The following is a 16,119-nucleotide window of genomic DNA, read 5'->3' as shown; positions in this document are numbered from 1 at the left end:
GTATGTTGGACCAAGACCATGACAAGCAACCGTACCTTTCGCCCCGCAACCCAACTCGTGCACGGCGGGTTTACCCGATCCAATTTTGGCGAAACCTCCGAAGCGATCTACATGACGCAAGGGTTCGTCTATGACAGCGCGGAAGCGGCTGAGGCACGCTTCAAGGGCGAAGATCCCGGTTTCATCTATGCGCGTTATGCGAGTCCGACCAACGATATTTTCGAAAAGCGCATGTGCCTTATGGAAGGTGCCGAAGACGCGCGCGCCACTGCCTCGGGCATGGCGGCGGTTTCGGCCGCGCTGTTGTGCCAGCTCCGCGCCGGTGACCATGTGGTTTCTGCGCGGGCGCTGTTTGGTTCCTGCCGCTGGGTGCTCGATACGTTGCTGCCCCAATACGGCATTGAATCAACTCTGGTCGATGGCCGCGATCTCGCAAACTTCGAAGCCGCCATCCGCCCCAACACCAAGGTTTTCTTTCTTGAAAGCCCGGCCAACCCGACGCTTGAAGTGGTTGATATCGCCGGCGTGGCAAAGCTTGCCAACCAGATTGGCGCCAAGCTGGTGGTCGACAATGTGTTCGCCACCCCGCTGATGCAGAAGCCGCTGGAACTGGGCGCTCATGTGGTTGCCTATTCGGCGACCAAGCACATCGACGGCCAGGGCCGCTGCCTGGGCGGTGTGGTGTTGTCGGACAAGGCGTGGATCGACGAGCATCTGCACGATTATTTCCGCCACACCGGTCCGTCGCTGTCGCCGTTCAACGCCTGGACCCTTCTCAAGGGCCTGGAAACCCTGCCGCTGCGGGTGCGCCAGCAGACCAGCAACGCCGGCGCAGTGGCCGATTTCCTTGCCGATCATCCGGCTGTGGCCAAGGTGATATACCCGGGGCGCGCCGATCACCCGCAGGCCGAGATCTGTGCGCGGCAGATGTCGGGCGGCTCGACGCTGGTGGCGTTCGAGCTCAAGGGCGGCAAGTCCGCGGCATTCGAAATGCAGAACGCGCTCGAGGTGGTGCGGATTTCCAACAATCTCGGCGATACCAAGAGCCTGATCACCCATCCGGCGACAACCACCCACAAGAACCTGACCGACGAAGCCCGCGACGAACTGGGGATCGCGCCGGGCATGGTCCGGCTATCGCTGGGGATCGAGGACGTAAAGGACCTGATAGAGGATTTCGAACAGGCGCTCTCAGGCCTCTGAGGCCGGTTCGGCAAACACGGCGCGCGCCTGCATGATGCGGGAGAACGCCGTGTACAGGCAGATGGCGGCAAACACCCAGGCAATGGGTACGAACCAGGCTGGCCACAGGCAGAACAGTCCAAACACGAAGAAGGTCTCGCTGGCTTCAGCGAGACCAGTGGTGAAATAGATCGATTTGACGCCGCGGGCGGTTGTCGTCAGGCTCCGCTTTTCAGCGACGATGGCATAGGCGAGGAAACTCGCACCATTGACGTAGAAGGCAAAGATCAGTGCCGCTCCGGCCAGACCGTTGGCGGCCGGATCATGGATGACGAAACCCAGCGGAATGGCGCCGTAGAAAACGAAATCGAGGGTGATGTCGAGGTAACCGCCGAAATCGGTCTTTTTCGTTGCCCGGGCGACCGAACCATCAACACCGTCGCCGATGCGGCTGACGAGGATCAACGCCAGCGCCCAATACATGTGGCCCAATGCAATTAGGCCAGCAGCGGCAAGCCCCAGCAGGCAGGCAGTAACAGTGACATGATCGGCCCTGACGCCACGTGCCGCAAGCCAGCTTCCCGTACCATCGAGTCCGGGCTGGATCAGTTTTCGCGCGGTTCCATCCAACATGACGCCATCCTTCTAATTTCTGAAGGTGTGATAGCGCGGCCGCCGCCGATCGTCACGCCCGACGGCCCGGTTCAGGCATCACGATCAGGTTAACATCAATCATGGGGGCACAGCAGTGCACGAACGCGGGGATGGTTGACGCGAGCGCGACACTGTACAATGAGTGGGCCAAGGAGTGCTGCATGTACCGCGCGTTAACACGTGACATCGAAGTGACGGTCGATCCGTATTATCTCGAGGACCAATCGGACCCCGAGGACGGACGCTATGTGTGGGGCTACCGGGTAGTGATTGCCAACTATTCTGACCAGATTGTCCAGCTGAGAAGCCGGCATTGGAGGATCACCGACGAGAACGGTATTATCGATGAAGTACGCGGTCCCGGCGTCGTCGGCGAACAACCGGTGCTCGGGCCCGGTGATACTTACGAATACACCTCCGGCTGCCCGCTGGATACGCCGTCCGGCGTGATGGTCGGCAGCTATCAGATGCAATCGTCGGAAGGCGAATTGTTCGATGTTGAAATTCCCGCGTTCTCGCTGGACCTGCCGGGCATGGCAAGAACACTGAATTGACCGCTCTTTCCGAATTCCGGCCTGTCATGCTGGTAACCGGGGTGCTGGTGGGCACGCTCGGTCTGGCGATGCTGTTGCCGGCGCTTGTCGATCTGGCCGCAGACAATGACGACTGGATGATCTTCGTCAGTGCAGCGGTGGTGACGATGTTGTTCGGTTTTGGCCTGTTCATCGCCAACCGGGGCGCGCCGAAAGGGCTTTCGACCCGCCAGGCCATGCTGATGACGGTGGTGTCGTGGGTCGCTCTGGTGGCGTTTGGCGCACTGCCATTCCATTGGTCGGGTATCGTTCCCAGCTATACCGACGCCTTTTTTGAATCAATGTCGGGCCTGACCACCACCGGCGCCACGGTGATTACCGGGCTGGATACGACGCCGGTGGGGCTGTTGTTCTGGCGCGGGCTGCTGCAATGGCTCGGCGGCCTCGGCATCATCGTGATGGCAATTGCCGTGCTTCCGATGCTGCAGATCGGCGGCATGCAGCTGTTCAAGGCCGAAGCATTTGACACGGCCGAAAAGATCCTGCCCCGCGCCGCCCAGATTTCCACCTCGATCACGCTGGTGTTCATCGCCATGACCGGGCTCAGCGCCGTGGCCTATATGGCGGTCGGCATGGCGGCAGACGACGCAGTGATCCACGCCATGACCACGGTCGCCACTGGCGGCTTCTCGACCAAGGACGCCTCGATCGGCGCTTTCAACAATCCCGGCGTTGAATGGGTCGCCATTGTATTCATGACCCTGGGATCGATCCCGTTCCTTCTCTATGTGCAGATGCTGCAGGGCAAGTTCCGACCATTCCTGGCCGACGAACAGGTCAAGGCGTTTCTGGCATTTCTTGGCGTGGCGATCCTGATGGCCTGGATGATGGCTCATTTCGGCAAATTCCATGTCGGCCTGGAGGGCTTGCGGCACTCTGCCTTCAACGTCGTCTCGATTGTCACCGGAACCGGGTACTCCTCAACCGATTACGGGCTCTGGGGCAGCCACGCGGTGGCGTTCTTTTTCATCATCATGTTTGCCGGCGGGTGCGCCGGTTCAACTTCCTGCGGGATCAAAATCTTCCGCTTCCAGGTTCTGTTCGAGGCGGTTCGCCAGCATGTCGCCCAGGTGATGTATCCGCATGGCGTGTTCAGGGCGCATTTCAACGGAAAGCCGATCGAAGACCGGGTAGTCGCCTCGGTGATGAGCTTCTTCTTCCTGTTCATGACGACGTTCGTGGTGCTGGCGCTGCTGCTCAGATTCAGTGGACTCGACACCATCACCGCCTTGTCGGGCGCGGGCACGGCGTTGTCGAATGTCGGTCCCGGACTTGGCGACATCATCGGCCCGGCCGGTAATTTTCAATCGCTCAGCGATGTGCAGAAATGGCTTCTGTCGGCCGGCATGCTGCTCGGTCGGTTGGAGCTGTTTACCGTGCTGGTTCTGTTCCTGCCGCGCTTCTGGCGATCCTGAGCGGCGCAACAATTAAAACCGGCGCCGGTGTTTGGGCTCTACGCGCTGATGGCAGAGTACGCGCGGTTACCCCGCGCACTTCACGGCCAGATAAAACCATGAAGCGCTCGGAAGTGTCATCACCTTTGCGCCGGAACGGCAGCAGCCGTCAGCCTTCGAACTCTGAGGGATCGAAACGATAGGCGGTCGAGCAGAACTCGCATTGCACGGTGATCACCCCGTCCTCGACGCTGGCGGCGAGTTCCTCGGCGGAGAAACCACCCAGAACCTCACCCAGTCGCTCCCGCGAACAGGAACACTGGTCGTACACCGGCACCGGCGGATAGACCCGCGCGCCGCGCTCGTGGAACAGGCGGAAGAGCAGCCGCTCGGCCCCAACTTCAGGATCGGTCAACTCGCCTGGCGATACGGTAGCGACCAGCGCCTTGGCTTCGGCCCAACTGTCATCGTCGGGGATATGCAGGCCCTCGATCCCCTCCGGCTCGTCGCCGCCAGGAAGATCGGGCTGCCGCATCCGGTCCGGCGCCTGAGGCAGAAACTGCACGACGATGCCGCCGGCGCGCCAACTGTGTCGCGGATTGCCGTCCTCGTCCTTGTCGAACAGTTCGGCCACGGCCAGACGGACGATCGTCGGTATCTGCTCGGACTGGCGGAAATAGGTCTCGGCCATGGCCTCCAGGGTTTCGCCCTTCATTTCGACAATGCCCTGGTAGCGCTGCATGTAGGCGCCCTGGTCGATGGTGAAGGCGAGCACGCCGTTGCCCAGCAATTCGGTCGGACTGGTGGTTCCGTCCCGCTCGGCGGCTGCGACGCGTTCGGCATCAAAGCGCGCATAGGCGCGCACGCTGCCCGGCGTGGTGAAATCGGCCACCATCAGATCCACCGGACCGTCGCCCTTGGTCTGGATGATCAGCTTCCCTTCGAACTTGAGCGAAGTGCCCAGCAGTACGGTCAGCGCGATCGCCTCGGCCAGCAGGCGGGCGACGGGTTCTGGATAATCGTGACGCCCGAGTATGGCGTCGATCATCGGGCCAAGCTGGACTGTGCGGCCACGCACGTCGAGGCCATCAACCTCGAATGGCAGCACGCAATCATCGCCGGCAAAGCCCGGCTCGCCGAGGGTGCGGATTTCGGTTTCCATCATCAATCCCGATTGTCAGGGGTGGCGCAACTGGTCACGCACAGGCAAGCCGGGCGCCGTGTCCACCATTTCCAAAAACCGCATATAGGCACTCGCAGGCGCAAGTGCCAGAGGCGTTACAGCACGCCCATGCACCAGCGCATGATCGCCTTTTGCGCATGCAGACGGTTTTCGGCTTCATCAAACACCACCGATCGCGGTCCATCCATCACCTCATCGGTGACTTCCTCGCCGCGATGGGCTGGCAGACAATGCATGAAAAGTGCGTCGTCGTCGGCCTTGGCCATCAACGCCTCGTTGACCTGGTAAGGCTGGAATACATTCTGGCCGCGGGCACGGTGTTCCTGATTCATCGACACCCAGGTGTCAGTGATGATGCAGTCGGCCCCGGTGGCCGCACGGTCCGGATCGGTGCTGATGTCGATTTCGGCGCCCTTGGCACGCGCCCATTCGACAAACCTTGTGTCAGGCTCGGAGCCTTCCGGGGTGGCGATCTGCAGTCGATAACCAAACTGCCCAGCACCCTCGATCAGCGAATGCAGCACATTGTTGCCGTCGCCGGTCCAGGCCAAAGTCTTGCCCTTGATCGGGCCGCGATGTTCCTCGAAGGTCAGCACGTCGGCCATGATCTGGCAGGGATGAGTGTCGTCGGTCAGCGCATTGATCACCGGCACGGTGGCGTGCTCGGCAAGCTCGAGCATGCGCTCGTGGTCCATTGTACGGATCATGATCATATCCACATAGCGCGACAGCACCTTTGCCGTGTCGGCAATGGTCTCGGCGCGGCCAAGCTGCATTTCAGTGCCCGACAGAAACAAGGTCTCGCCGCCGAGTTGGCGCATGCCGACATCGAAAGAAACCCGGGTGCGGGTCGACGGTTTCTCAAAAATCATGGCCAGCATCTTGCCGGCCAGAGGACGAGCCTCGACGGGTTCGGATTTGGCCGCACGGGCGCCATCGATCATGGCACGCACGTCGGCGGCGCTGACGGCGGAAAGATCAAGAAAATGGCGGAAGCCGGCGGTTTTTGTCTCTGTCATCATTATGGTCCAGTCAACTGGCTTGGGCTTTATGGGATAGCATGCCGAGTGCAGCGTCGATCCTGTTGAGCGCCTCGCGGGCCTCTTCCGCCGAAACGATCAGCGGTGGCAGCAGCCGCACGACATTGTCGCCGGCCGGGACACCCAGAATATATTCGTTGCGCATCGCCATGACGAGATCGGCGTTGGACTTGGCGCACTGGATGCCCAGCATCAGCCCGGTCCCGCGAATATCCTTGATCAGATCCGGATAGCGGTCCTTGAGCGAAGCCAGTCCCTGGCGCAGCACCAACGCAATATCGTTGACATGGGTGAGGAAGCCCTCTTCGAGCACGACATCTAGCACGGCATTTCCCACCGCCATCGCCAGCGGGTTGCCGCCATAGGTGGTGCCATGGGTGCCAAGCGTCATGCCGTCGGCTGCCTCGGCAGTGGCCAGGCAGGCGCCAAGCGGAAAACCGCCGCCGATACCCTTGGCCACGGCCATGATGTCGGGCTCGATACCGGCCCACTCATAGGCAAACAGCTTGCCGGTACGGCCGACGCCGCACTGGACTTCATCAAGGATCAACAGCATGCCGTGCTCATCACAGAGATCGCGCAAATCTCGCAGCATTTCCTTGGGAAGCGGGCGGACACCCCCCTCGCCCTGCACCGGCTCAATCAGAATGGCGGCGGTATCATCGGTGACTGCGGCCTTCAGCGCTTCGAAATCGCCAAACGGAACCTGATCGAAACCCTCCACCTTGGGGCCAAAACCTTCAAGGTACTTGGCTTGACCACCAGCTGCGATGGTCGCCAGCGTGCGACCGTGAAAGGCGCCCTCGATGGTGATGATGCGGTAGCGATCGGGCTGGCCGTTGACAAAGAAATGGCGGCGCGCCGTCTTGATCGCACATTCGAGCGCCTCGGCGCCTGAATTGGTGAAGAACACCTTATCGGCGAAGGTCGCTGCAGTGAGGCGTTCGGCCAGTCGGTTCTGGCCGGCAATCTCGTAAAGATTGGACAGGTGCCAGACGCGGTCGGCCTGCGCCTTCAGCGCCTCCACCAGATGCGGATGGGTGTGACCAAGCGAATTGACTGCGATGCCGGCGGCGAAGTCGAGATAGCGCTCGCCATCCACCGTCTCCAGCCATACGCCGTGCCCGCGCTCGAAAACCATCGGCGCGCGATTATATGTTTCATAAAGCGGCTTGGCGTCGGCCATGGCGCTCGTCTCCTCGTTAGAAGCCGGCAAACTAAAGCCGGGCCCGGTCCTTGAGCGGTTAGCCTGACCGGCCCAGCAAACAGTTGCCGAAAAACCAAAACGCCGCCCTTTCCGGGGCGGCCCGAGCACTATTTACATTTCATCCGGGGCTGTCAATGAGACAGCCGTGGCAGTGCGGTCAGCGCTTCGTCGAATGCCTTTTCTGGCCGATGCATCAAGATGGCAGCCAAGGCTTGACGTTTAACCGCGGGGATCGCCGGAAAAGACGCATGCGTTGCCCGGTAAGTTGGGGAAAACCACAAAAACGAATCAGCTTGATTCGGCTGACTCTTGTCATGGAGTCCTGTGAGCACTAGGTTATAGCCATGGATTAGAAGTTCGTGGCGGACACTAATTACCTCACAGTAACCGAGCGTTTCAGCTCCGGCCATCCGGGGCGATGGTGAGCGATTCTGCCATCCCGGATCACGGGGTACAGGGAGTGCATAGCATGAGTTGGACTGATGAACGGGTCGAAAGGCTCAAGAAACTATGGGCGGACGGGCTCAGCGCGAGCCAGATCGCGGCGCAATTGGGCGGCGTCAGCCGCAATGCGGTGATCGGCAAGGTGCACCGGCTCAACCTTCCCGGACGCGCCAAGAGCGGCGGCCAGGCTTCCGTGCGCACCAAGCGCACGACAGCAGCTCCGCGCGCACCGGCCTATGCTGGACGGACTGCTGCCCAGACGACACGCACGGTCAGCCGTTCGAGCGGCGGCGCAGCGCTTCAGCAGCAGGTTGACGCGGTGGCTGTCGAAGAACTCGATACCCGTCCGACGGAAGATGTGGTGGTGCCGATTTCACGCCGGCTGACGCTGGTGCAGCTTTCCGAGCGCACCTGCAAATGGCCGATCGGCGACCCGCTGCAGGAAGGATTTCATTTCTGCGGCAACGATTCCGGCGAAGCTTCGCCCTATTGCGGCTATCACGCCAAGCTGGCGTTTCAGCCCTCGAGCGAGCGCCGCCGGGCCCGCTGAGTTCACAGCAGAGCGCCCTTTCGCGGGTTCAGATGAACGCGCGCTTGAGCCTGAAACAAACAAAGGCCCTGGATCGATGATTCAGGGCCTTTGTCGTTTTACCAGTGTTGAGCGGAATGAGGCTCAGCTTTCGATCGAGTAACCGGCGCCCCGCACGGTGCGGATGATGTCGCGCATGCCCGACGGGTTGACCGCCTTGCGCAGACGTCCGACATGGACATCGACCGTGCGCTCGTCGACATAGACATCATGGCCCCAGACACCGTCGAGCAGTTGCGCGCGCGAATAGACCCGGCCTGGCGAGCTCATCAGAAACTCCAGCAGACGGAATTCGGTCGGCCCCAACTTGATGTCGCGGGTCAGACGGCGCACCCGGTGGGTCTCGCGGTCAAGTTCGATATCGCCCACCTTGAGCTGGCTTGAAATCACTTCCGGACGGGCGCGGCGCAGCATGGCCCGCACCCGGGCCAGCAATTCCGGTGTCGAGAACGGCTTGACGACGTAATCGTCAGCCCCGGTGGCGAGCCCCCGCACCCGTTCGCTTTCCTCGCCACGGGCGGTCAGCATGATGATCGGCAGGCGCTCGGTCTCGGCGCGGGCGCGCAGTCGCCGGCACAGTTCAATCCCGGATATGCCCGGAAGCATCCAGTCGAGGATCAGCAGGTCGGGCACCCGCTCCTGTAGACGGATCTCTGCTTCATCGCCCCTGAGCACGGTGTCGACTTCGTAGCCTTCGGATTCGAGGTTGTATCTCAGGAGCACCGAGAGTGCTTCCTCGTCCTCAACCACGGTGATGCGCGGACTCATTGCCATTATCGAATTGCTCCCGCCGCCATCATGCCTCGCCCGGCGTCTGGACGATCATGCTTGCTGTATCGTCATCTTTGGGACGGTCGTCCGTATGCTGCTCGCCGGTGGCGACGTAATACACGGTCTCGGCGATGTTGGTGGCATGGTCACCAATGCGCTCGATGTTCTTGGCACAGAACAGAAGATGGGTGCAGGCCGTGATGTTGCGCGGATCTTCCATCATGTAGGTCAGAAGCTCGCGGAACAGCGAGGTGTAGATCGCATCAATCTCCTCGTCGCGCTCGCGGATCGAGTTGGCCAGCGTTGGTGATCGCGTGGCAAAGGCATCAAGCACTTCCTTGAGCTGGGTCAGCGCCAGTTCGGCCAGATGCTCGAGGCCGCGCACCAGCTTGCGGGGCTGTGCCATGGTGTGTACGGCGATCACCCGCTTGGCGATATTCTTGCCAAGATCGCCGACCCGTTCGAGATCGGAGGCAATGCGGATCGACCCGATGATCTCGCGCAAATCCGAGGCCATCGGCTGGCGCTTGGCAATCAGCAGCACCGCCTTGTCGTAGATTTCGCGCTCGCCATCGTCGAGCAGCAAGTCCTCCGAGATAACCCGCTGCGCCGAAGCAGTATCGGCGTTGACCAGCGCGGCGACGGCGTCGGCGACCATGCGTTCGGCGATGCCGCCCATTTCGGACAGGCGGCGCGCCAGAAAACGCAGATCGTCATCGTAAGCCGTGACGGTATGAGATTCGGACATCATAGATTCCTTCAATCCTGAAAACGTGATGCGGTTGGCAATCGCCTTAGCCAAACCGGCCGGTAATGTAGTCTTGGGTTATCTTGCTGTCGGGATTGGTGAACATCTTGTCGGTGGGGCCTTCATCGACAAGTTTTCCCAGGTGGAACATCGCCGTGCGCTGCGACACGCGAGCGGCCTGCTGCATCGAGTGGGTGACGATGACGATGGTGTAGTTGACCCGCAATTCGTCAATCAATTCCTCAACCTTGGCGGTGGCGATCGGGTCGAGCGCCGAGCAGGGCTCGTCCATCAGGATGACTTCGGGGCTGACAGCGATGGCGCGGGCGATGCACAGTCGCTGCTGCTGCCCCCCCGACAAGCCGGTCCCCGCCTCGTGCAGTCGGTCCTTGACCTCGTTGAAGAGGCCGGCCTTGATCAGGCTGCGTTCCACCACTTCATCCATCTCGGCACGGCTGCGGACCTGACCATGGATACGCGGTCCATAGACAACATTTTCATAGATCGACTTGGGGAACGGATTGGGCTTCTGGAACACCATACCGACGCGGGCGCGCAGTTCGACGACATCAATCATCGGAGCGTAGATGTTTTCATCTTCAAGCGTGATCTCGCCCGATACGCGGCAGATATCGATGGTGTCGTTCATCCGGTTGAGACAACGCAGAAACGTTGACTTTCCACAACCGGAGGGGCCGATAAGCGCCGTCACGGCGTTCTTGCGAATGTCGAGATTGACGTCAAACAGGGCCTGCTTCTCGCCGTAGAAAACGCAAACATCTTTGCCGCGCATCTTGACATCGGGCTGCTCTGTTGCGGCGTTGACCGCCAATTCCGTGGCCACTTCCGACATGATGTTCATCTCCGTCTTCCCTTTACTTATTCCAGAATACTCAGGGCTTTGTTTTTTCAAGGATCACACCTTGGCTACCAGCGGCGTTCGAAACGACGGCGCAGAAGAACGGCGATTACGTTCATCAACAGAAGGAATACCAGCAACACGATAATGGCACCTGAAGCCCGTTCGACAAAGGCCGGGTCACCGCGCTGGGTCCAGTTGTAGACCTGGACCGGCAGCGCCGAAGCGGGATCGAAGAAACCTTCCGGCGGCGCGCCTGGATATTCGCGAACGAAAGCCACCATGCCGATCAGCAGCAGCGGTGCGGTTTCACCCAACGCCTGGGCCAGGCCAATGATCGTGCCGGTGAGGATACCAGGCGCTGCCAGCGGCAGAACATGGTGAAAGATCGCCTGCATTTTCGACGCGCCGATGCCAAGCGCAGCATCGCGAATGGAGGGCGGCACCGCCTTCAGCGCCGCACGCGTGGCGATGATGATCGTTGGCAATGTCATCAGCGTCAGCACGAGCCCGCCGACCACCGGCGCGGATTGCGGCAATCCGACGAAATTGATGAAGATGGCGAGACCAAGAATACCGAACACGATCGAGGGCACAGCGGCCAGGTTGGAGATATTGACCTCGATAAGGTCAGTCCAGCGGTTTCTCGGGGCAAATTCCTCAAGGTAGATCGACGCCGCCACGCCGATCGGCAGCGCCAGCACCAGCACGATCAGCATCATGTAGGCCGAGCCGAGAATGGCAACGCCGAGGCCAGCCGCTTCAGGCCGCGTGTCCGACGCATCGGGCGCGGTCAGGAACGACCAGTTGAACCGCGATTGCAGAATTCCTGCCTGTTTCAGTTTGTCGGCCAGCAGCAACTGTTCCGGCGAGACGTTACGGTCGAGCGCCGCCGAGTCCATCGTCACGCGGCCCTTGTAGTACCCGTCGATCCGGCCGTTGGCCAAAAGCTCGAACGAGACGGTCTTGCCGATTTCGCCGGGATCGGCCAGCACATAGCGGCGCACATCAGCGGGCGCTTCCTTGGAGATCATCTCGAAGGCCTTCTTGGCATTGACGCCGTCGACCTCGATGCCCCGATCCTCCATGGTCTTTTTCAACGCCGCCTGAATCAGCGGATTGACCGTGAACGTGGTTATCTTCTGAATATCGGCGGGATCGCGGTTGCCGTTCTTGTCCAGCTTGGCGGGATCGAGGAAAACGTCAATCGTCACGTAAGTCTGGTTAAACGACGACAGGCCGTTGGACAGGATTGAAGCCATCAGACCGACCAGTGCCAGGATGCCGAAGATAACGGCGGCAAGGCCCAGTCTGCGAAAACGACGTTCGGATGCGTGGCGCTTGCGGGTACGCTCGCCAACTTTGAAGAGCGACCGGTTTTGCTTGTGGCTGGCTGATACCGAATTCTCGGCTGTCAGGTCGGTCATTCGTATTGCTCCCGATATTTACGCACGATGTAAAGCGCCAGAATGTTCAGGCAGAGGGTGAAGACAAACAGGGTCAGACCGAGCGCAAACGCCACCAGCGTTTCGGGGCTGGCGAATTCCGTGTCTCCGGTCAGCTGGCTGACGATCTTGACGGTGACCGTTGTCATCGCCTCGAAGGGATTGAGGCCGAGCTGTGCCGCGGCGCCGGCCCCCATGACCACGATCATGGTCTCGCCAATGGCGCGGCTGGCAGCCAGCAAAAAGGCGCCGACAATGCCAGGAAGGGCCGCTGGCAGGAGCACCCGCCGGATCGTTTCGGACTTGGTGGCGCCCAGACCGTAGGAACCGTCGCGCATCGCCTGGGGGACGGCGTTGATGATGTCGTCGGACAGCGACGAGATGAAGGGGATCAGCATGACCCCCATGACCAGGCCGGCTGTCATGACCGATGACGACGAGGTTCCAAGGCCAAGCGGCTGGGCAATCCAGTCGCGCAGGAACGGGCCGACGGTGATCAGCGCGAACAACCCGTAAACGATGGTGGGAATGCCGGCGAGCATCTCGATGGCCGGCTTTGCAAAGCCGCGCAGCGTGGTTCCGGCATATTCTGCCAGATAGAGCGCAATCATCAGGCCGACAGGAACAGCCAGCGCCAGCGCCACGAAGGAAACGTAGAAGGTACCCCACAAAAGCGGCAGGAAGCCGAGATCGGAACCGCCGCGAAACTGCGGATTCCAGGTTGTCGACAGGAAGAAATCCTCGGCCGGGTAGAGCTTGAAGAATGCAACCGATTCAAACAGCAATGACCCGACAATGCCGACGGTGGTAAGGATCGCGACCATTGACGAGCCCATCAACAGCGCCAGCACAAAGGTCTCGCTGATATTGCGGGCGCGCATCCGCGGCTGCACCCGGGCCCAGGCCCAGAAGCCAAAACCAAGCGCGACAAGAAAGACGGCGATGTTGCGGACGAAATCGCCCGAAAGTTCGATGCTGCGGTATTCCTTGGCGGCCTCGAAAACCACGGGCGACACATCGGAGCCGAGCGCGACACCGACCGTGGCGAGTTGCGCGCGGACATTGGTCACATCCGCGCTCATATCGGAAAGTTCGTTTTCGGTAACATCGCCCTGCTCGATGAGCAGGCTGACACCCTTGGCAATGCGGCGCACATCGACCATCACCAGGCTTCTTGCACCGGCATCGGCAATGGCGCTGTCAGGGATCTTGCCGCTGATGCTGCTTTCGATCGCAATCGGCTGCAGGAACAGCCATGTGCCGAGAAGGAAGAAGGCGGGAACTGCGGTAAACAGGGCCACCGACTGACCGTAATAGCCCGGCAGTGAATGGAGCTTCACTCCATCCCGGGCGGCTGCCTGCAACGCGCGCCGCCGGCCCAGAAAATAGCCGACTATCGCCAGACCGAGCACACTGAGTACGAGAATACTGGGAGTCATGTGACATTCGCCCTGGTTTCAAGAAGGGGCGACGCCGGATGCGCCGCCCCTTTGATTGTCAAACGGATCAGTTCAGCATGCCCATCGGGGTGCGGTTCTTGACCATTTCCTGGGTCTTGGCCAGTTCCGGGTCGGAAACCAGGCCATAGGCAGCCAGCGGGCCATCAGGACCGGCGATCTCGTCGGAGACGAAGAACTCGATATAATCCTGCAGGCCGGGGATCACGTCGAGATGTGCGTTCTTGACGTAGAAGTAGAGCGGGCGCGAAACCGGGTATTCGCCCGACGCAATGGTCTCGGTCGACGGGTTGACGCCGGACATGGTGGCAACCTGAAGCTTGTCGGTGTTGTTCTCATAGAACGACAGGCCGAACACGCCGATGGCATTCTTGTTGGCATCGATGCGGGCGAGGGTTTCGGTATAGTCGCCGTCGATGTCGACCGAAATGCCGTCGGTGCGCAGGGCGGTGCAGCCCTTGGCCTTTTCATCGCCAGCAGCCTTGAAGGCTTCTTCTGCGCCGGTTGCTTCACAGCCGGCTTCGAGCACCTTCACGTCGAACACTTCACGGGTGCCGTGCTTGGTGCCGGGGATGAAAGCGAGGATGTCCTGAGCGGGCAGATCCGGGTTGACGTCGGCCCAGATCTTGGCCGTGTTGTCGACCAGCGCGCCGTCCTTGACGACCTTGGCAGCAAGCGCATTGTACCAGTCAGCCGGGGTGAAGGAGAAGTTTTCGCCGTTGATGTCGGAAGCGAAGACGATCCCGTCGTAGCCGATACGAACTTCCTGTATTTCGGTAACGCCGTTGGCAGCGCACAGGTCGATATCGGACTGCTTGATGCGCGACGAGGAGTTGGCAATGTCGATGGTGTTTTCACCAACGCCTTCGCAAAGCTTCTTGCGACCGGCGCCCGAGCCACCCGATTCAACAACAGGGGTCGAGAAGCTGGTGTTTTCGCCGAAGGCTTCGGCAACGATGGAAGCGTAGGGCAGAACGGTAGACGAACCGGCGATCTGGATCTGGTCGCGGGCAACAGCGGCGCCGGCAAAGGCTGTGGTCGCCACGAGTGCGGCAGCGGCAATTTTGAGTACGGTCATGGGAATCTCCCGTCATGGGTCAGAATTTCTTGGCCCGTTGGCGGGGCCCGTGGATCAGCCGTCTGAGGCTGGCCCTTTCTAGGCCCTTCGAGATTCTGTTTTATGACAGTAATGATACTGTTTTGTGACAGTCTATCTATCTGATAGTTATCACTCTTTTCCGCACCCTAAGCTGTATCCGCATGCTCCGGGCGGCTGAATTTGACAATGAACACGGCCCCCTCACCCGACTGGGAGCGAATGACAAGCCGGGCACGGTGGCGGTTGAGTATGTGCTTGACGATCGCCAACCCCAGTCCTGTGCCATGCTTTGTCCGGCTCGTCTCGTCGTCGACGCGGTAGAAGCGCTCGGTCAGACGCGGGACGTGTTCCTTGGGAATTCCAGGACCAAAATCGCGCACCATCACCTCCGGTCCGTTCGCGTCTGTATCGGTCACACTGATCTCCACCCGCTTTCCCGACTGTCCATATTTGCAGGCGTTCTCGATGAGATTGGAGAACACCTGAATGAGTTCATCGGCATCGCCGATGAGGATGACGGGCTGATCCGGCGTCGAGAAGTCGATTTCCACGCCCAGTTCACTGGCCATGGGCCTGAGCGTATCGATGACATGGGCGACGGTGGCGCCAAGATCGACCTTGGCTGTGAGCGCCAGATGGGCCCGCATCTCCAGCCGCGAAAGCGACAGCAGGTCATCGATCAACCGTGACATGCGCTGAGCCTGATCAAGCATGATGCCGAAAAACCGGGTGCGCGCCGCTTCATCGTTGCGGGCCGGTCCCTGCATTGTCTCGATGAAACCGATTACCGAGGCCAGCGGGGTTCTGAGTTCATGGCTGGCATTGGCGACAAAATCCGACCGCATCCGGTCCAGCCGGCGCGATTGTGTGAGGTCCCTGTAGGTCAGCACGAACAGCCGTTGACCGGCGGCGGAGCGGGCCGATACCGGGGCGACACGGACCTCGTGCCAGCGCTCCGAGGGCACCCGGTCGGCATCTTCAACGGTTTCAGGCTCTCCACGGTCAATGACGCGGGCCACCAGTTCGAGCACCGCAGGCGAGCGAATCCGGGCCGACAATGTGGCATTGGCGGGGAAGGCGCCAGCCAGCGACACCGCAGCGGCGTTCTGACGCATCACCAGGGTTTGTTCGTCAAACACGATGGTTGGCAGATCCAGCGCATCCAGAAGCTTGAAATCCTCAGGCCCTGCGGCCGTGTTGTTGTCTTTGTCGCGCGCTCTTGCCGCCGCGCTGCCGGGCAGCCGGATCAGCAAGGCAGCGGCAAAAACCCCATAGCCTACAACCGCCTGCCAGGGCTGCACTCCTGCCGGAACCGCGGCGAGCGCCGCCAATGCCGCAACGCCCAATGGACGCCGGAGGTTCCGGACGCGGGCCCTGAGAGTGTCGGGCGCCAGCCTTTCGGCGCCGTTGTCCATGCTGCTTTCAACCATCTGCTTCGCCCGTTCCTGGCGCTA

At 60.8% G+C, this 16,119-nt stretch carries 15 protein-coding genes; 4 read left to right on the top strand and 11 right to left on the bottom strand.

Features of this window, described 5'->3' with window-relative positions:
• The first annotated feature begins 18 nt into the window (after positions 1-18).
• Positions 19-1,203: an O-succinylhomoserine sulfhydrylase gene (locus tag ACK6D9_RS06430; RefSeq protein WP_412051055.1), complete on the top strand. Its 1,185-nt coding sequence runs from the start codon at positions 19-21 to the stop codon at positions 1,201-1,203.
• On the opposite strand, the gene ACK6D9_RS06425 is transcribed toward ACK6D9_RS06430, so the two are convergent.
• Positions 1,192-1,815: a CDP-alcohol phosphatidyltransferase family protein gene (locus tag ACK6D9_RS06425; RefSeq protein ID WP_412051054.1), complete on the bottom strand. Its 624-nt coding sequence runs from the start codon at positions 1,813-1,815 to the stop codon at positions 1,192-1,194. The genes ACK6D9_RS06430 and ACK6D9_RS06425 overlap by 12 nt on opposite strands.
• Positions 1,816-1,997: 182 nt before the next feature.
• Between ACK6D9_RS06425 and apaG the strand changes: the two genes are divergently transcribed.
• A complete protein-coding gene (gene apaG, locus ACK6D9_RS06420; protein ID WP_322989679.1) occupies positions 1,998-2,390 on the top strand; it encodes a Co2+/Mg2+ efflux protein ApaG in 393 nt (130 codons plus the stop codon).
• Positions 2,387-3,844, top strand: coding sequence for a TrkH family potassium uptake protein (locus ACK6D9_RS06415; protein WP_412051053.1), 1,458 nt, complete (start codon positions 2,387-2,389; stop codon positions 3,842-3,844). Before apaG ends, ACK6D9_RS06415 begins: the two co-directional genes overlap by 4 nt.
• A 148-nt stretch (positions 3,845-3,992) precedes the next feature.
• Here ACK6D9_RS06415 and ACK6D9_RS06410 read toward each other — a convergent pair whose 3' ends face one another.
• From ACK6D9_RS06410 to ACK6D9_RS06400, 3 genes are all read right to left on the bottom strand, one after another.
• Positions 3,993-4,985 (bottom strand): Hsp33 family molecular chaperone, encoded by a 993-nt coding sequence (locus ACK6D9_RS06410; RefSeq protein WP_412051753.1) that lies wholly within the window; start codon positions 4,983-4,985, stop codon positions 3,993-3,995.
• 116 nt (positions 4,986-5,101) lie between these two features.
• Positions 5,102-6,025: an ornithine carbamoyltransferase gene (gene argF, locus ACK6D9_RS06405; RefSeq protein ID WP_412051052.1), complete on the bottom strand. Its 924-nt coding sequence runs from the start codon at positions 6,023-6,025 to the stop codon at positions 5,102-5,104.
• 13 nt (positions 6,026-6,038) lie between these two features.
• Entirely contained in the window at positions 6,039-7,232 is a 1,194-nt protein-coding gene (locus ACK6D9_RS06400; protein WP_412051051.1) for an aspartate aminotransferase family protein, read from the bottom strand.
• Between the two features lie 490 nt (positions 7,233-7,722).
• Here ACK6D9_RS06400 and ACK6D9_RS06395 point away from each other — a divergent pair, with 490 nt between their 5' ends.
• Positions 7,723-8,247: a GcrA family cell cycle regulator gene (locus ACK6D9_RS06395; protein ID WP_322990011.1), complete on the top strand. Its 525-nt coding sequence runs from the start codon at positions 7,723-7,725 to the stop codon at positions 8,245-8,247.
• A gap of 123 nt (positions 8,248-8,370) precedes the next feature.
• On the opposite strand, the gene phoB is transcribed toward ACK6D9_RS06395, so the two are convergent.
• From phoB to ACK6D9_RS06360, 7 genes are all read right to left on the bottom strand, one after another.
• On the bottom strand, positions 8,371-9,054 hold the full coding sequence (phoB, locus tag ACK6D9_RS06390) for a phosphate regulon transcriptional regulator PhoB (RefSeq protein ID WP_322990018.1): 684 nt from the start codon (positions 9,052-9,054) through the stop codon (positions 8,371-8,373).
• A gap of 28 nt (positions 9,055-9,082) precedes the next feature.
• Positions 9,083-9,805 (bottom strand): phosphate signaling complex protein PhoU, encoded by a 723-nt coding sequence (gene phoU, locus ACK6D9_RS06385; RefSeq protein ID WP_322990012.1) that lies wholly within the window; start codon positions 9,803-9,805, stop codon positions 9,083-9,085.
• A gap of 46 nt (positions 9,806-9,851) precedes the next feature.
• Positions 9,852-10,667 carry a phosphate ABC transporter ATP-binding protein PstB gene (pstB, locus tag ACK6D9_RS06380; protein WP_412051050.1) on the bottom strand — a complete coding sequence of 272 codons (816 nt, stop codon included), beginning with the start codon at positions 10,665-10,667 and terminating at the stop codon, positions 9,852-9,854.
• Between the two features lie 65 nt (positions 10,668-10,732).
• Positions 10,733-12,091: a phosphate ABC transporter permease PstA gene (pstA, locus tag ACK6D9_RS06375; RefSeq protein WP_412051049.1), complete on the bottom strand. Its 1,359-nt coding sequence runs from the start codon at positions 12,089-12,091 to the stop codon at positions 10,733-10,735.
• Entirely contained in the window at positions 12,088-13,548 is a 1,461-nt protein-coding gene (gene pstC, locus ACK6D9_RS06370; protein ID WP_412051048.1) for a phosphate ABC transporter permease subunit PstC, read from the bottom strand. Before pstC ends, pstA begins: the two co-directional genes overlap by 4 nt.
• A gap of 67 nt (positions 13,549-13,615) precedes the next feature.
• Entirely contained in the window at positions 13,616-14,644 is a 1,029-nt protein-coding gene (locus tag ACK6D9_RS06365; protein ID WP_412051047.1) for a substrate-binding domain-containing protein, read from the bottom strand.
• A 167-nt stretch (positions 14,645-14,811) separates the two neighbouring features.
• Entirely contained in the window at positions 14,812-16,095 is a 1,284-nt protein-coding gene (locus ACK6D9_RS06360) for an ATP-binding protein (RefSeq protein WP_412051046.1), read from the bottom strand.
• Between the last annotated feature and the right edge of the window lie 24 nt (positions 16,096-16,119).

This window comes from Hoeflea sp. Naph1 (assembly GCF_046837775.1).
In the GTDB taxonomy this organism is placed as follows: Bacteria; Pseudomonadota; Alphaproteobacteria; order Rhizobiales; family Rhizobiaceae; genus Hoeflea.
The sequence above is the reverse complement of the archived record's forward strand: the minus strand, read 5'-3'. Positions and strand labels throughout refer to the sequence as shown.

Excerpts from the sequence above, each read along its gene's own strand:
- ACK6D9_RS06430 (WP_412051055.1), top strand. The coding sequence starts at position 19 with ATGACAAGCAACCGTACCTTTCGCCCCGCAACCCAACTCGTGCACGGC.
- ACK6D9_RS06425 (WP_412051054.1), bottom strand. The coding sequence starts at position 1,815 with ATGTTGGATGGAACCGCGCGAAAACTGATCCAGCCCGGACTCGATGGT.
- apaG (WP_322989679.1), top strand. The coding sequence starts at position 1,998 with ATGTACCGCGCGTTAACACGTGACATCGAAGTGACGGTCGATCCGTAT.
- ACK6D9_RS06410 (WP_412051753.1), bottom strand. The coding sequence starts at position 4,985 with ATGGAAACCGAAATCCGCACCCTCGGCGAGCCGGGCTTTGCCGGCGAT.
- argF (WP_412051052.1), bottom strand. The coding sequence starts at position 6,025 with ATGACAGAGACAAAAACCGCCGGCTTCCGCCATTTTCTTGATCTTTCC.
- ACK6D9_RS06400 (WP_412051051.1), bottom strand. The coding sequence starts at position 7,232 with ATGGCCGACGCCAAGCCGCTTTATGAAACATATAATCGCGCGCCGATG.
- ACK6D9_RS06395 (WP_322990011.1), top strand. The coding sequence starts at position 7,723 with ATGAGTTGGACTGATGAACGGGTCGAAAGGCTCAAGAAACTATGGGCG.
- phoB (WP_322990018.1), bottom strand. The coding sequence starts at position 9,054 with ATGAGTCCGCGCATCACCGTGGTTGAGGACGAGGAAGCACTCTCGGTG.
- phoU (WP_322990012.1), bottom strand. The coding sequence starts at position 9,805 with ATGTCCGAATCTCATACCGTCACGGCTTACGATGACGATCTGCGTTTT.
- pstB (WP_412051050.1), bottom strand. The coding sequence starts at position 10,667 with ATGAACATCATGTCGGAAGTGGCCACGGAATTGGCGGTCAACGCCGCA.
- pstA (WP_412051049.1), bottom strand. The coding sequence starts at position 12,091 with ATGACCGACCTGACAGCCGAGAATTCGGTATCAGCCAGCCACAAGCAA.
- pstC (WP_412051048.1), bottom strand. The coding sequence starts at position 13,548 with ATGACTCCCAGTATTCTCGTACTCAGTGTGCTCGGTCTGGCGATAGTC.
- ACK6D9_RS06365 (WP_412051047.1), bottom strand. The coding sequence starts at position 14,644 with ATGACCGTACTCAAAATTGCCGCTGCCGCACTCGTGGCGACCACAGCC.
- ACK6D9_RS06360 (WP_412051046.1), bottom strand. The coding sequence starts at position 16,095 with ATGGTTGAAAGCAGCATGGACAACGGCGCCGAAAGGCTGGCGCCCGAC.